This is a genomic window from Erwinia sp. MYb416, assembly GCF_037479575.1.
Classification (GTDB): Bacteria; Pseudomonadota; Gammaproteobacteria; order Enterobacterales; family Enterobacteriaceae; genus Erwinia; species Erwinia rhapontici.
Map to the genome: position 1 here is coordinate 176195 of NZ_JBBGYT010000438.1, position 14815 is coordinate 191009.

A 14815-nucleotide genomic window follows, 5' to 3' on the forward strand; every position below is an offset into this window, starting at 1 on the left:
CGCCCATGAAAAATGATACTGGATCTATCTACGTTGTTGCTACAGCGGATACTAAAGGAAGGGAACTGTTTTATGTGCGCGATCTGATTGCTCAGGTCGGCGTACCCGTGGTGACAGTTGACCTGTCTACTCAACCACTTAGCCGCGCTTTTGAGGGGAATATCCCGGCCGCCATGGTGGCGGATTATCATCCCCAGGGGCGCGATGCTGTCTTCTGTGGCGACCGCGGTAAGGCGATTAACGCCATGGCACAAGCTTTTGAGATTTTCCTTAGTCAGCGTAATGATGTCGCGGGGATTATTGGGCTGGGTGGCTCAGGCGGTACGGCGCTGATTACACCAGCGATGCAGGTGCTGCCCGTCGGTGTACCCAAGCTGATGGTTTCCACGATGGCCTCTGGCGATGTGTCTGGCTATGTCGGTGCCAGCGATATTGCCATGCTCTATTCGGTGACCGATGTTGCCGGGCTGAACCGGATTTCCCGCCGCGTGCTGGGGAATGCCGCCCACCAGATTGCCGGCGCAGTCCGCTTCCCACTTCCTCCTGATGAAAATGATAAACCTGCCATAGGCCTGACGATGTTTGGCGTCACCACGCCGTGCATAGAGGCCGCCAGTGCCGCGCTGGAAGCCGATTATGACTGCCTCGTGTTCCATGCCACCGGCAGCGGGGGGAAAGCGATGGAGAAACTGGCAGACAGCAATATGCTGTCCGGGATGCTTGACCTGACAACCACTGAAGTCTGTGATTTGCTGTTTGGCGGTGTGCTGGCCTGCGGTGAAGATCGCTTCGATGCGCTGGCCCGCAGCAGGCTGCCTTGCGTGCTCTCCTGCGGGGCGCTGGATATGGTGAACTTTGGTCATCCTGCCAGCGTGCCGCAGAAATACGCCTCACGCCTGTTCTACCATCACAATGCTCAGGTGACGCTGATGCGTACTACCGTGGAGGAGAATATTGAGATGGCACGCTGGATCGCTGAGAAGCTGAACCGCTGCGAAGGGGAAGTGCGTTTTCTGATCCCTGAAGGGGGCTTTTCTGCGCTGGATGCGCCTGGCCAGCCATTCTGGTCGCCCGAGGCCAACCAGGCGTTTATCTCCACGCTGGAGGCAAGCTGTATACAGACCGCACAGCGCCAGATTATTCGCCTGCCCTGGAACATCAACGATCGGCAGTTCGCCGCTGAAGCCGTTGCTCAATTTCGCCAACTGGCGTCGAAAGGAAGATAACCATGCCTGCTTTTAGCCGTCAGCAGATGCTGACGAAATTCAGAGAGATGATTGCCCGTCGTGAACCGATTATCGGCGGCGGCGCGGGCACTGGGCTGTCAGCAAAATGCGAAGAAGCCGGGGGTATCGATCTGATCGTGATCTATAACTCCGGGCGCTACCGGATGGCCGGACGCGGCTCACTCGCCGGGTTGCTGGCCTACGGCAATGCCAATGAGATCGTGGTTGATATGGCCAAAGAGGTACTGCCAGTGGTGAAACATACCCCGGTACTGGCGGGCGTGAATGGCACCGATCCTTTCTGCAATTTCGATAAATTCCTCGATGACCTGAAAGCCCTCGGCTTTTCCGGTGTACAGAATTTCCCGACCGTCGGGCTGATTGACGGTAACTTCCGCGCCAACCTGGAAGAGACCGGCATGGGCTACGGCCTGGAAGTGGAGATGATCGCCCTGGCACATCAGAAAGAGATGCTGACCACGCCCTATGTGTTCAGCGCCGCCGACGCAGAGGCGATGACCGCCGCGGGTGCGGATATTATTGTGCCGCATATGGGGCTGACCACCGGAGGAAATATCGGTGCCTCGACGGCGTTGCAGTTGAAGGACTGTGTGCCGCTGGTGAATACCTGGGCCGCAGCCGCTAAAGCGGTGCGCGAGGACGTGATCGTGCTGTGTCACGGCGGACCGATCTCCAGCCCGGAAGATGCGCAGTACATTATGGATAATTGCCCGCAGTGCGATGGTTTCTACGGCGCCAGCTCAATGGAGCGCCTGCCAACCGAAGTGGCACTCACCGAAACCACACGTAAGTTCAAGAATATCAGTCGGTAATACCTCACCCGAGATTCCCTAGGCGCAGCTTACTGCGCCTTTTTTATGCGTAGCGCTGCGCAAGTCCAGGCATCTGACATTGCGTCAACGTCATTGAAGTGTATTTTGACTTCAAAAAATGACTTCAAGGATGATGCAATGAGGAATAGAATAGCGGCATTAAGAAAACGACATCGGGATACGTTGCGGCAAATTTTTACCCGCCCGATACCCACGGATCTGAAGTGGCAACGAATAGAAACCTTGATCATTGCTCTTGCAGGTGAAGTCCGTGAAGCACAAGGATCCCGTGTCAGGTTTCTGCTTAATGGCTCACTGGCACGTTTTCACCGCCCACATCCGTCACCGGAGACAGATAAAGGGGCGGTAGTGGCAGTGAAGGAGTGGCTGGAAGAGACAGGAGTTGAACCATGAATAAAGTGATGGCTATACCTAACGTGATGGTGATTGGCGGCCAGCCTGCCGCAGTCAATTTTGTTGCTGAGCTGGGCGCGTTTCGCGGTAAGTTTCTTGGGTTATCGGGTTACTGTGATTTTGTCGCTGACAGTATTACAGGGTTAAAGTGCGAAGGTGAAATCTCCCTGCGTGATTATCTGGCGGACTGCCATGAGAGTGGCATCGATCCCTATGAGCATGAGGAGAAAGTGAAAACCTTCACATTGCGCTATCCAGAGTCTTTTGGCGAACAACTGGCACAGGCCGCCGCAGAACATCAGCTCTCGCTGAATAGCTATATTGTCGCGGCATTAAGCGCGCAAATGAAGAAATGTTGAGGTGAGTCAGGGGCGACCTTTATTGCTGGTCGCCCCTGGCCGATTCATTAATAGCGGTGGTAGCTCTTCTGCGCGTTGTTAACCTTAGACAGGTAACGACGCGATTCTGCCGACGGGTGACTGGTGGTCAGCTTCTGGTAGACCTCAGCAGGCGACAGGTTGTTAATCGCGCTGAAGGCACGGTCTTTATCGCTGGAGAACACCCGCAGTACGCTTCCTGCACCGCCGTTATAGGCGGTGATCACCGCATAGCGGCGCGAGGTGGTGTTATTGATACCGGCCAGGTAGTTGCCCTGTAACAGAGACAGATAGGCGGTGCCCGCATCGATATTGTTTTCCGGGTCGAGCAGATAACTGCGGCTTGGTTTGCCCCATTTCCCTTTCATCCGGAACACATCCACCCCGGCGGTATGCTGTACCACCTGCATCAGGCCCAGTGCATCCGCATGGCTGACTGCATAAGGGTTGAAGCTGGATTCAATCTGCATGATCGCCAGGATCAGCGACTGATCGACGCCATAGCGCTCGGCGGCTTTGCGCACCATCGGCAGATACTTATGCGCGCGTTTGTCGAGGTGGTTTGGCACCATCGGAATGGTGACCGACCAGATCACATGCAGACCGGAATTACGGCGTTGCAGCTTATTCTGGATCAGATAGTCAGCAAAGCTGGCGGCGCGCCCCTGCCAGCGGATCGGCTGGCCGGTATTATCCAGCACCTGGCCATACAGCAGCGGCTCTTTACTGATCTGAATATCTTTGGCGTCGGAATAGAGATCGACATTACCCGGATCTTCCCCGATCAGCAGGGTGGTGATAATCGCCTGACGCAGACTGGCCGTCGGATCGGTTCCTGCGATCGTCTCGATAGTGATGCTACCGGCATCAAAGTTAATGTGGCTACGGGTGTAGTATTGATCGCTGTACTTCACATAGTCTTTTGGACCGGCGATCAGGACTTCATTCATTCCCCAGATATTTTCGATGTTGTGGGCAAACTGTCCCATCAAAATATCAAAACCGTTGGTGTCTTTAATCCACTCTTCATGAGAGGCGTTTTGCTTCTTGCCTGAGCAGGAAACCAGCAACGGCGCAATAATCAGCAAACTTATCAGTTTTTTCTTCATTTTCTCGTGCATCGCCCACAATTTGAGAGGGCCTCATCAGTGAGGCCCAACGACTTATTCTTCCGGCGGGGTATAACCTTCGATATGAACCTCGTGGCCCTCGAACAGGAATTTAATCATCTCTTGTTCCAGTAGCTTACGGTCATCAGGGTTCATCATACTGAGTTTCTTTTCGTTGATCAGCATGGTCTGTTTCGCCATCCATTTTGACCAGGCTTCTTTTGAAATCTCGTTATAAATGCGTTTGCCTGTATCCCCAGGGTACAACTGGAAATCCTGCCCTTCGGCATCACGTTGCAGGAACGTACAAAAAATGGTTCGGCTCATTACTCTTCCTCTTCTGTTACGCGAGCATTCAACGCCATCTGTTGTGGCTGGCGTAACTGCTGTAGCAGGCGCTCTACCGGCGCGGCCAGCCCCACGGCGGGCGGCTGCGCTAAGTTATACCAGAGACCCGGCACATCATCCATTGCCGCACGGGCAGAAGGCAGCTCAAGCCACATTGGCACAATATCCAGATGGAAATGGCTGAAGGTATGGCGGAAGGCGATCATCTGCTGCAGTTTGCTGTCATCAAGCCCGCGCAGCCGCAGTGCCTGGCGCAGTTCTGGCTCAGTGTTGTACTGGGGAAAACAGAACAGCCCGCCCCACAATCCAACCGGGGGACGCTGTTCCAGCCAGACATCCTGCCCTTGCTGCATCAGTAATAAGAAGCCGGTGCGTTCCGGAATGGTCTGCTTCGGTTTTTTTCCCGGGTACTGCGCCCAGCTATTATTTGCGTAAGCAATGCAGCCGAGATTAAGCGGGCAAATTTCACATTTAGGTTTCGAGCGGGTACACACCATCGCGCCGAGGTCCATCATTGCCTGGTTAAACTGGCTGACGCCCTCCGCGGGGGTGACATCTTCACTGATTTGCCACAGGCGCTTTTCCACCTCTTTCTTACCCGGCCACCCACCTACCGCATAGCAGCGGGCCAGCACGCGTTTGACGTTGCCATCCAGAATCGGGAAGTGCTTGCCCAGCGCCAGAGAGAGAACCGCGCCAGCAGTGGAACGCCCGATGCCGGGCAGGGCTTCAACCTCTTCCAGGGTTTGCGGAAAAACACCGCCATGCTTTTCCACCACGGTTTTCGCTGCTTTATGCAGATTACGCGCACGGGCGTAATAACCGAGACCGGTCCACAGGTGCAGCACTTCATCAAGCGGGGCGGCAGCGAGGTCGCTGACGGTAGGAAAACGTGCCATGAATCGTTCGAAATAGGGGATAACGGTTGCGACCTGCGTCTGTTGCAGCATCACTTCAGAGAGCCAGACCTTATACGGTGTTTTCTCTAGCTGCCACGGCAGGGTTTTACGCCCATAGCGCTGATACCACTCCAGTACCTGATGTGAAAACTGCGCTGCCTGCATGTTGTGAATCCCCGTTCTGCCAATCTGAAAACCAGGCAGGGATTCCAGCACAGAGATTAAGGGCTGTAAACCGGATAATCACTGCATTTGATTAACTGCTGCGAGACGCTATGCTGTCAGCGTATTTTTTGGCAGCGATACCCTTCATACTTCATTGCCGCCTTCCTGCACCAAAAGTAGGCCCCCTGAGGGGACTCGAATTATTTTGGGTCTATACTGCAAACCAGTTACGCAGGCGTCCCTGCAACAGGCGGCCTTTATGTTTTCACTTCCTGAAGGCATAATGCCCGCTTTCTACAGTGCACAGCCGCAGGCAGAATCATGAAAAACGATGTTATCTCACCGGAATTTGACGAAAATGGCCGCGCTATGCGCCGGATCCGCAGCTTTGTACGTCGCCAGGGCCGTCTGACCAAAGGTCAGCAGCAGGCGCTGGAGACACTGTGGCCGGTGATGGGCGTTGAGTATCAGCCGGAACCGGTCGATTTAACTGCTCTGTTTGGCCGTGACGCACCGCTGGTGCTGGAGATTGGCTTCGGTATGGGCGCTTCGCTGGTGGCGATGGCTGCCAGCAATCCGCATCAGAACTTCCTGGGTATTGAAGTGCATTCACCGGGCGTGGGTGCCTGCCTGGCGACGGCGGAAGAGGCGGGCGTCAGCAATCTGCGGGTGATGTGTCATGATGCGGTTGAAGTGCTGAATCTGATGATCCCGGATAACTCGCTGGGTATGGTGCAGCTGTTCTTCCCGGATCCGTGGCACAAGGCGCGCCACAATAAACGCCGCATCGTGCAGGTGCCGTTTGCCGAACTGGTATTGCGTAAGCTGAAGCTGGGTGGCGTGTTCCATATGGCGACCGACTGGGAAGCCTATGCAGAGCATATGCTGGAAGTGATGAGCAGCATTGACGGGTATAAAAACCAGTCGCAAGAAGGTAACTGGGTGCCGCGCCCGGAATCGCGGCCGTTAACGAAATTTGAGCAGCGTGGTCAGCGTCTTGGCCACGGTGTATGGGATCTGATGTTTGAGAGGGTTAAATAATGGCTACACAACGCAGTCGTCGTCTTCGTAAGAAAATGCACATTGATGAGTTTCAGGAGTTAGGCTTCTCCGTGGGCTTTACCTTCCCGGAAGGCACCAGCGAAGAGACTATCGACAGCACTGTTGATGCGCTGATCAACGAAGTGATCGACGCTAACGGCCTTGCCTTCGATGGCAGCGGTTATCTGCAGTGGGAAGGTCTGATCTGCCTGCAGAAAATCGGCAAATGCACCGATGAGCATCGTGAGCTGGTTAAAAACTGGCTGGAAGCGCGTAAGCTGAACGATGTGAAAGTGACCGAACTTTTCGACGTTTGGTGGGATTGACGGTCTGACCGCAACAGAAGGTCAGACCCTGCGAAAGTGGGGTAATCGCGCTGTAGAGGCCGATCATTTTTTCGATCGGCCCTCCGGGATGACCACATAAGGGGGGCGGCCATGTTTGTGGTTGCCCCTTTTTCATATCAAGGAGACGATTTATGCGTAAAGCGCTTTTGAGTGGTGCATTGCTGCTACTGGCCGCCGGCCAGGCACAGGCGGATTACCAATGCAGCGTTAATCCTCAGGACGATATCATTATCAGCCCGAATCAGGTCGAGGTCGTTGGCGCCAGCGGGAATCTGAGCATCTCCCCTGTGGGTGATGTACAGCGTAATGGTAAAGTGGCGAATATTGATGATGCCACACGCCAGAAAGCTATCGATTATCAGACTGCGCTACGCCGTGATTTGCCGTGGATTGATAGCGGGGCTAAACAGCGTCTGGAAAAAGGGCGGATTGCACTGGACCGCGTTATTGTTCAGAAACTGGGGCAGAACAGTAATGTGCGTCAGCGTCTGACCACGCTGGACGGGCAGCTGAAGCAGCAGATGAACCGTATTATCGAGCAGCGTAGCGACGGTTTAACCTTCCATCATAAGGCGGTTGAGCAGGTGCGTCAGGATGGCGAGCGTCTGGTACAAAACGCGATGGGTGGGGTGGTGCAGGACAGTCTGAACGAGATGGGCAGCAAGCAGGCAGGAAACGGCGATAACCCGTTGCAGGCGATTATGGGTAATCTTGGTGGTTTACAGCAGGCGATTCAGGCCGAATGGAGCAATCAGGAGCAGGATTTCCAGAACTTCGGTCATGAAGTCTGTAATCGTGTGACCAGCCTTGAAGGCCAACGCAAGGCGTTGATTGCCGGGTTGAAGTAAGCGTTTATGCCGGGCGCTGCATGCCTCGCCCTGGAGGGATACGTGTTATTGCGTCCGGGCGAGGCATTCGCGTAATTTCGTAGGGGTCAGGCATGCCTGACCCGAACAGCATTACTCCGCTAAAAACAGCTCCAGCAGCGAATTCAGGAACAATTTTCCCTTCTCCGTAATCTGCCATTCTTCTGCCGTTTCCGTCAGATACCCTTTGGCGAGGGCGTCATCGATCTGCGCGCGAATGGTGCTTTCCGGCAATCCGGTATAGCGCGTATATTCCTCACGCGGTGCGGCTTCCAGCAGGCGAAAACGGTTCATAAAGAATTCGAACGGCTTCTCGGCATCGGCCACATTGTGGCGCTTATCGAGATATTTACCCGTCATAAAACCGCGCGGATGCTTGGTTTTAGCGGTGCGGATAATGGTACCGTCCGGCTGAGTCAGTTTACCGTGAGCACCGCAGCCAATACCGAGGTAATCACCAAAGCGCCAGTAATTGAGGTTATGTTCACAGCGGTAGCCGGGTTTGGCATAGGCTGAGGTCTCATACTGCTGATAACCTGCCGCTGTCAGCAACGCATCACCTTGCTCGAAAATATCCCACAGGTCATCTTCATCTGGCAGGCGCGGTGGCCGCGAGGCAAACAGGGTGTTTGGCTCAATGGTGAGCTGGTACCAGGACAGGTGCGGTGGATTGAGGGCAATCGCCTGGCGCAAATCGTCCAGCGCCTCTTCCAGCGACTGGTCCGGCAGACCGTGCATCAGATCGAGGTTAAAGCTGCGCAGCCCGAGGTTCTCAGCCAGCTGCGCTGCCCGCTTCGCTTCCTCAGGCCCGTGAATGCGCCCCAAACGCTCCAGCTTGGCCGCACTGAAACTCTGCACGCCAATGGAGATACGGTTGATACCGGCGCGCTGATAGCCGCTGAAACGCTCTGCTTCGACTGCCCCCGGATTGGCTTCCATGGTGATCTCAGCCGTGGGTGACAGCGGCAGGCGTGCACGAACTCCGTCCAGCAGCATCTGCATCGCTTCACTGCTTAACAGGCTTGGCGTACCACCACCAATAAAAATGGTGCTGACTTCGCGCCCGGAAGTCAGCGGCAGGTCAATATCCAGATCGTTCAGCAGGTGCTGCACGTACTCTTCGTGCGGCACCTCACCTTTTAATGCGTGGGAATTGAAATCGCAGTACGGGCACTTCTGTACACACCAGGGAATATGGATGTACAGGCTTAACGGGGGCAGATTAACCATGTTTCATGGCGCTCAGCAACAGCTCTAAGGCCTGCCCACGATGTGACACCGCGAGTTTTTCTGCCTTGCTCAGTTCTGCTGCGGTTTTACCCAGCGCAGGAACGAAGAAGATCGGATCATAACCGAAGCCCCCTACGCCTGCCGCGCTGCGGGTAATTTCCCCGGCCCAGCTGCCGTGAAACACCAGTGGTGTCGGATCTTCAGCATGGCGCAGATAGACCAGCACGCAGTGAAACTGCGCCTGACGTTTCCCGTCCGGCACCGATTCCAGCGTCGTCAGCAGCTTTTCCAGATTTTGCTGGTCGCTGGCATCAAGCCCGGCATAGCGCGCTGAGTAGATCCCCGGAGCGCCACCCAGAGCATCGACAGCCAGCCCTGAGTCATCGGCAATAGCCGGTAACCCGGTAATGGCCGCCGCATGGCGCGCCTTAAGAATGGCGTTTTCAATAAAGGTCAGCCCGGTCTCTTCGGCAGACTCCACGCCCAGTTCCGTTTGCGCCACGATATCCAGCCCAAACGCGGCTAACAGGTCAGCCAGCTCACGAACCTTTCCGGGGTTGCCGGTGGCGAGTACAACTTTTTGCATAGTAGATCCAAGAATATTATTAATTTATAACGTTTTAACCGAGAATTTTGCCCTACAGGAAGGCGGCAACTGAGTGAATCCCCGGGAGCTTACTGTAGTAAGTGACCGGGGTTCACAAGGGCAGCCAACGCATCTGTAGGGTAAAAGACGACAGTTAAAACTGGGCCCAGCCGGGGATGTATTCTAAGCCCAGGAAATTCAGCATATACAGAATCAGAATCACCGCCATTGCCGAGAAGTCGATACCGCCCATCGCCGGAATAATACGGCGCACAGGTGCCATCAGCGGCTCTGTTAACTGAATCAGCACGTAATCAACCGGGTTACGCCCCTGGCTGACCCAGCTCATCAGTGAACGCACGATAATGACCCAGAAGACCAGCACACCCGCCGCTTTCACCAGGATCACCAGACCCAGGTAGAGGAAAATTGGATCCGGCACGAACAGGCGCAACGTCACCGGCCCCAGCAGCACGCTGACGATATAAGCCAGCAGTAATGAAGCCGTATCAAGCGGCCCGATAGACGGGATGATGCGGCGTACAGGTTTAACGATCGGTTGGGTGATTTTCACCACAAACTGTGAGAATGGGTTGTAGAAGTCACACCGTGCCCACTGCATCCAGACGCGCAGTAACAACACTTTGATGTAAATCGCAATCACCGTTGTGACCAGAAAGATCAACGCTAGCATGAGGTTCCTCAGTTGTTGTGATGAACGGCGGTGTGACCGTAGTCGCGCGCGCCGAAAATTGCGGTGCCGATACGCACCATGGTACTGCCTGCCGCGATTGCGGCATCCATATCGTCACTCATTCCCAGCGAGAGGGTATCCACGCCGGGATAATCTTGTTGCAGCTGTTGAAACGCTTCGGCCATCTGCTGACATACCGCCAACTGGCGCGCGTAGTCGGCTTCGGGTGCCGGGATAGCCATCAATCCGCGCAGTGTGAGACGCGGCAGATCGGCTATCTGCTGTGCCAGCGCGGGCAGGTCAGCCAGCCTGATACCGGATTTACTCTGCTCATCGCTGATATTGATTTGAATCAGGACATTAAGCGGAGGCAAATCGTCAGGGCGCTGCTCGTTGAGGCGGCTGGCAATGCGCAGACGGTCAACGGTATGGCACCAGTCAAAATGCTCGGCGACCAGACGGCTTTTGTTAGATTGCAGCGGGCCGATAAAGTGCCAGGTCAGGGCAGAATTTGCCAGTAGCTGGATTTTATCCACGCCTTCCTGCACATAGTTTTCGCCAAAGCTACGCTGCCCGGCTGCCACCGCTTCTTCGACCGCGCTCGCAGGTTTGGTTTTGCTCACTGCAAGCAGCTCAATCTCGTGTGGATCACGCCCGCATTGTGCCGCCGCCGCTGAGATCCGCTGGTGGACTTGCTGTAAGTTGTGCTCAATCGAAGTCATAGTCAGGGATGAAATATGGATATTGAGGAAATAGTGGCCCTTAGTGTAAAGCATAATGCCGGGGATCTGCACCTTTGCAGTGGTCATTCTCCATTCTGGCGCTGTGATGGCCGTCTGACAGTGATTGACGGCGAGCCTGAGGTGCAAAATGCATGGCTGGAAAGCGTGGCACAGCACTGGCTGAGCGCGGCCCAGCAGCAGGAACTGGCGCAGCAGGGGCAGGTGGACTTTGCCTTGACGATGCCAGAGGGTGTGCGCCTGAGGGGGAATCTCTTCCGCCAGCGGCACGGTCTGTCGCTGGCGCTGCGTCTTATTGCCCGTCACTGCCCGGCAATGGACGTGTTGCACCTGCCGGAGGTGACACGATCGTTGCTGCACCACAAAGAGGGGTTAATCCTGATAACCGGTGCCACCGGCAGCGGCAAGTCCACTACACTGGCGGCGCTGATTGGCGAAATTAATCAGCATCAGCAGCGGCATATCCTGACGCTGGAAGACCCGGTGGAATATCTGCATAGCAGCGCACAGTCGCTGATCCAGCAGCGTGAGAAGGGCCTGCACTTCAACGGCTTTGGCTCGGGGCTTCGTGCGGCACTGCGTGAAGACCCGGATGTGATCCTGCTGGGCGAACTGCGTGATGCAGAAACCATCCAACTGGCGCTGACGGCCGCTGAAACCGGGCATCTGGTGCTGGCAACGCTGCATACGCGTGGCGCAGCACAGGCTGTGGAGCGGCTGGTGGATGTGTTTCCCGGCAATGAAAAAAACCTGGTGCGTAGCCAGCTGGCAGGGAGTTTACAGGCGGTGATTGCCCAGCGTCTGGTGCAGGCAAAAACGGGCAGGGTCGCGTTGTTCGAGGTGCTGGTTAACTGCCCGGCGGTGGCGAATCTTATACGCGAGGGGAAAACGCATCAGCTCCCGGCGCTGTTGCAGACGGGCAGCCAGCTGGGAATGCAGACGTTTGAGCAGAGCCTGGCGGAACGGCAAAGATTGGGGGTATTGAGTTAATGTTGTGCCGGGAACGGGCGAGTGATGCCACGCCCCTTCGGCGGGAGGGCGATTGTGTAGGGTCTGGCATGCCTGACCCGTTTAGCTCATTTACGTGTAATGGTTCTCGAACCAGCTTTCCAGAATGATGACCGCAGAAAGCGAATCGACGCTGCCTTTGCTCAGGGCGCGAAAACCCCCGCGCTCAAACAGTTCAGCACGAGCTTCGACAGTGCTAAGACGCTCATCATGCAGCTCAATCTGTACGCCAAAACGGCCATGCAGACGGTTGGCGAATTTACGTGCCCGTACGGTCAGCGGTTGTTCGGTGCCATCCATATTCAGCGGCAGGCCCACCACTACGCGGTCCGGCTGCCACTCTTTCAGCAGCGCTTCAATTTTGTTCCAGTCCGGTACGCCATCATTGGCTTTCAACGCTGTTAACGGGCGGGCTGTGCCGGTCAGTTGCTGGCCAATCGCCACGCCAATACTTTTCGTCCCAAAATCAAAGGACAACATGGTCATACTGCTCATCAGGCGTGTCCTGCTTCACTGGCGATATTATGGATATCGACACCCATACTTTTTGCTGCTTCGCGCCAGCGCTCGGCAATCGGGGTATGGAACAGGATATTGCTGTTGGCGGAGGTCGTCAGCCAGGCATTTTCCAGCAGTTCGCTTTCCAGCTGATCTTTTTCCCAGGCACAATAGCCCAGTGCAACCAGTACCTGTTCGGGTTGATCCGGCGTACCCAGCGTTTCCAGTACATCGCGGGATGTGGTGATCACCGTGTTGTCAGACACACGAATGCTGGAGGCAAATGTCCGCTGTGCGGAATGCAGAATAAAACCGCGATCCTCTGCCAGCGGGCCCCCGGCAAACACCGGTTTATCCAGTCTTGCGTCGGATTCACGTGGCTCTGGTGATATTTTTAGCTTGGTGAGAATGCCGTCAACCGTCAGATTTTCCATCGGTTTATTGACGATCAGCCCCATCGCACCATCATCATTGTGTTCGCAGATATAGACCACTGAACGTTTGAACAGCGGGTCCTGTAGCGTTGGCATGGCAATCAAAAAGTGATGCTGTAAATTCATACTTAGTGTTCTGTAGTCTGGTTAACGCCCGGGCGGTTCGCCACGGGCGTTAATGGGTGAGCGGAGGGCAGTCCGGCCCTGCCGCAACAATCAGGCCAGGCGTTTTTCAATCGCATCCATCAGCATGCCGGTGATAGAAATCGGGAATGCGGCTTCGATCTCGCGAACGCAGGTTGGGCTGGTCACATTAATTTCAGTCAGTTTGTCACCGATAATATCCAGGCCGACAAAGATCAGTCCTTTCTCTTTCAGGATTGGGCCAACGCGGCGGGCAATTTCCCAGTCGCTTTCTGTCAGTGGGCGAGCTTCACCACGGCCACCCGCGGCCAGGTTGCCACGGGTTTCTCCCGCTTTTGGAATACGCGCCAGGCAGTAAGGCACCGGTTCGCCGTCCACCACCAGCACGCGTTTATCCCCGTCTTTGATGCCAGGAATAAAGTTTTGCGCCATGCAGTAGAACTCGCCGTGGCTGGTCAGGGTTTCGATGATGACTGACAGGTTCGGGTCTTCTTTCTTGACGCGGAAGATAGACGCGCCGCCCATGCCATCCAGGGGTTTAAGGATGATGTCGCCGTGTTCCTGCCAGAATTCACGGATCTGGCTGGCATTACGTGTGACCAGCGTATCCGGGGTCAGTTCGGCAAACCAGGCGGTGAACAGCTTTTCGTTACAGTCACGCAGGCTCTGCGGCTTGTTAACGATCAGTGTGCCTTTCTCTTCCGCACGCTCAAGGATGTAGGTGGCGTAAATAAACTCGGTATCGAACGGAGGATCTTTGCGCATCAGCACCACGTTAAGATCGGCCAACGCAATGTCCTGCTCGCTGCCGAACTCGAACCATTTGTCATAGTTCTGCTCTACGCTCAGCAGGCGGGTGCGGGCACGGCCTTCGCCACCACGCAGATAGAGATCGTTCATCTCCATGTAGTGAATTTCGTAACCACGGCGCTGTGCTTCCAGCAACATCGCAAAGCTGGTGTCTTTTTTAATATTGATGGAAGTGATCGGGTCCATCACGATGCCAAGCTTAATCATTCTTTCTTCTCCACTTAGAGCTATCTAGCCTGCAAACTGTCTGCGACGATTACGCTCAAGTATGTTTATTAGTTTTAGCCCAGGTCGCCAAAACGCACCTGCAGGGCGGTAATCGCCGTCAGGGCGGTGGTTTCGGTACGCAGTACGCGCGGCCCCAGCAAAATATCGGTAAAACCATGCTGTGCGGTCATACTGATTTCATCGGACGTGAGTCCTCCTTCCGGGCCAATCAGCAACCTCACGCGCTCAACCGGGAGCGGCAGTGTGTTGATGCTGTGTTCAGCTCGTGGATGGAGATTTAATCTTAACCCGTGATCCTGCTCTGCACACCAGGCGTCAAGTGCCATTGCTGGCCTGACTTCCGGTATGCTGTTTCGCCCGCACTGTTCGCAGGCGGCAATGGCGATTTTCTGCCACTGCTGAATTTTTTTCGCCAGACGATCTGCATCCAGCTTTACGCCGCAGCGTTCAGAAAACAAGGGGGTAATCACATTTACTCCCAGTTCTACGGCTTTCTGTATCGTAAACTCCATCTTTTCACCGCGTGACATCACCTGCCCAAGATGCAGATGAAGGGGGGACTCGCGGCTGTCGGCGCGGGTTGCGATGATTTTGACACGCACATTTTTTTTATCTGCCTGAATAATCTCGGCGGCAAAAGTCAGATTTGTGCCATCGAACAATTCCAGGGCCTGGCCTGGCACCATACGCAGTACGCGGCCAACGTGGTTAGCGGCTTCTTCGCTGAGGGCGGTTTCGCTTCCTGTCTCTAATGATTCAGGGTGGTAAATGCGGGGTATACGCATGGAAATCCTGTCAAAATGAATGCACGGATGCTG

19 protein-coding genes are annotated in these 14815 nt (G+C 55.2%); 8 read left to right on the forward strand and 11 right to left on the reverse strand.

The window, feature by feature from the left end:
* The first annotated feature begins 5 nt into the window (after positions 1-5).
* The 4 genes from WH277_RS10225 to WH277_RS10240 all read left to right on the forward strand — a co-directional run bounded on the left by WH277_RS10225 (position 6) and on the right by WH277_RS10240 (position 2832).
* A complete protein-coding gene (locus WH277_RS10225; protein WP_133846146.1) occupies positions 6-1226 on the forward strand; it encodes a Tm-1-like ATP-binding domain-containing protein in 1221 nt (406 codons plus the stop codon).
* Between the two features lie 2 nt (positions 1227-1228).
* Entirely contained in the window at positions 1229-2059 is an 831-nt protein-coding gene (locus WH277_RS10230) for a phosphoenolpyruvate hydrolase family protein (RefSeq protein WP_212815853.1), read from the forward strand.
* 138 nt (positions 2060-2197) lie between these two features.
* Positions 2198-2473, forward strand: coding sequence for a type II toxin-antitoxin system HicA family toxin (locus WH277_RS10235; RefSeq protein ID WP_212815854.1), 276 nt, complete (start codon positions 2198-2200; stop codon positions 2471-2473).
* A complete protein-coding gene (locus WH277_RS10240) occupies positions 2470-2832 on the forward strand; it encodes a type II toxin-antitoxin system HicB family antitoxin (protein ID WP_133846149.1) in 363 nt (120 codons plus the stop codon). Before WH277_RS10235 ends, WH277_RS10240 begins: the two co-directional genes overlap by 4 nt.
* Before the next feature lie 47 nt (positions 2833-2879).
* Here the strand turns inward: WH277_RS10240 and mltC are convergent, their stop codons facing one another.
* The 3 genes from mltC to mutY are packed head-to-tail and all read right to left on the reverse strand — an operon-like array spanning position 2880 to position 5371.
* A complete protein-coding gene (gene mltC, locus WH277_RS10245) occupies positions 2880-3959 on the reverse strand; it encodes a membrane-bound lytic murein transglycosylase MltC (protein WP_133846150.1) in 1080 nt (359 codons plus the stop codon).
* A gap of 54 nt (positions 3960-4013) precedes the next feature.
* Positions 4014-4286: an oxidative damage protection protein gene (locus WH277_RS10250; RefSeq protein WP_133846151.1), complete on the reverse strand. Its 273-nt coding sequence runs from the start codon at positions 4284-4286 to the stop codon at positions 4014-4016.
* Positions 4286-5371 carry an A/G-specific adenine glycosylase gene (gene mutY, locus WH277_RS10255; protein ID WP_339505549.1) on the reverse strand — a complete coding sequence of 362 codons (1086 nt, stop codon included), beginning with the start codon at positions 5369-5371 and terminating at the stop codon, positions 4286-4288. Before mutY ends, WH277_RS10250 begins: the two co-directional genes overlap by 1 nt.
* 321 nt (positions 5372-5692) lie before the next feature.
* On the opposite strand from mutY, the gene trmB reads away from it, so the two are divergent.
* From trmB to WH277_RS10270, 3 genes are all read left to right on the forward strand, one after another.
* Complete coding sequence (gene trmB / locus WH277_RS10260) at positions 5693-6412, forward strand: tRNA (guanosine(46)-N7)-methyltransferase TrmB (protein ID WP_133846153.1); 720 nt, start codon at positions 5693-5695, stop codon at positions 6410-6412.
* Complete coding sequence (locus WH277_RS10265; protein ID WP_133846154.1) at positions 6412-6738, forward strand: YggL family protein; 327 nt, start codon at positions 6412-6414, stop codon at positions 6736-6738. Before trmB ends, WH277_RS10265 begins: the two co-directional genes overlap by 1 nt.
* A gap of 152 nt (positions 6739-6890) precedes the next feature.
* A complete protein-coding gene (locus WH277_RS10270; RefSeq protein WP_133846155.1) occupies positions 6891-7607 on the forward strand; it encodes a YggN family protein in 717 nt (238 codons plus the stop codon).
* 111 nt (positions 7608-7718) lie between these two features.
* Here WH277_RS10270 and hemW read toward each other — a convergent pair whose 3' ends face one another.
* The 4 genes from hemW to WH277_RS10290 all read right to left on the reverse strand — a co-directional run bounded on the left by hemW (position 7719) and on the right by WH277_RS10290 (position 10857).
* A complete protein-coding gene (gene hemW, locus WH277_RS10275; RefSeq protein ID WP_159337580.1) occupies positions 7719-8855 on the reverse strand; it encodes a radical SAM family heme chaperone HemW in 1137 nt (378 codons plus the stop codon).
* Positions 8848-9441 (reverse strand): RdgB/HAM1 family non-canonical purine NTP pyrophosphatase, encoded by a 594-nt coding sequence (gene rdgB / locus WH277_RS10280; protein WP_339505559.1) that lies wholly within the window; start codon positions 9439-9441, stop codon positions 8848-8850. Before rdgB ends, hemW begins: the two co-directional genes overlap by 8 nt.
* Before the next feature lie 154 nt (positions 9442-9595).
* The gene (locus tag WH277_RS10285; protein WP_133846158.1) at positions 9596-10135 is read right to left on the reverse strand and encodes a YggT family protein; all 540 of its coding nucleotides are present in this window, start codon (positions 10133-10135) and stop codon (positions 9596-9598) included.
* Positions 10136-10143: 8 nt separating this feature from the next.
* Positions 10144-10857, reverse strand: a complete 714-nt coding sequence (locus WH277_RS10290; RefSeq protein WP_133846320.1) for a YggS family pyridoxal phosphate-dependent enzyme — start codon at positions 10855-10857, stop codon at positions 10144-10146.
* 15 nt (positions 10858-10872) lie between these two features.
* On the opposite strand from WH277_RS10290, the gene WH277_RS10295 reads away from it, so the two are divergent.
* Positions 10873-11865, forward strand: coding sequence for a type IV pilus twitching motility protein PilT (locus WH277_RS10295; protein WP_339505561.1), 993 nt, complete (start codon positions 10873-10875; stop codon positions 11863-11865).
* Between the two features lie 90 nt (positions 11866-11955).
* Here the strand turns inward: WH277_RS10295 and ruvX are convergent, their stop codons facing one another.
* The 4 genes from ruvX to rsmE form a co-directional block, all read right to left on the reverse strand.
* Positions 11956-12378 carry a Holliday junction resolvase RuvX gene (gene ruvX / locus WH277_RS10300; protein WP_191933856.1) on the reverse strand — a complete coding sequence of 141 codons (423 nt, stop codon included), beginning with the start codon at positions 12376-12378 and terminating at the stop codon, positions 11956-11958.
* Positions 12378-12941 carry a YqgE/AlgH family protein gene (locus tag WH277_RS10305; protein ID WP_133846161.1) on the reverse strand — a complete coding sequence of 188 codons (564 nt, stop codon included), beginning with the start codon at positions 12939-12941 and terminating at the stop codon, positions 12378-12380. Before WH277_RS10305 ends, ruvX begins: the two co-directional genes overlap by 1 nt.
* A gap of 90 nt (positions 12942-13031) precedes the next feature.
* A complete protein-coding gene (gshB, locus tag WH277_RS10310; RefSeq protein WP_133846162.1) occupies positions 13032-13976 on the reverse strand; it encodes a glutathione synthase in 945 nt (314 codons plus the stop codon).
* 74 nt (positions 13977-14050) lie between these two features.
* Positions 14051-14782: a 16S rRNA (uracil(1498)-N(3))-methyltransferase gene (gene rsmE, locus WH277_RS10315; RefSeq protein ID WP_159337582.1), complete on the reverse strand. Its 732-nt coding sequence runs from the start codon at positions 14780-14782 to the stop codon at positions 14051-14053.
* Positions 14783-14815: the final 33 nt, after the last annotated feature.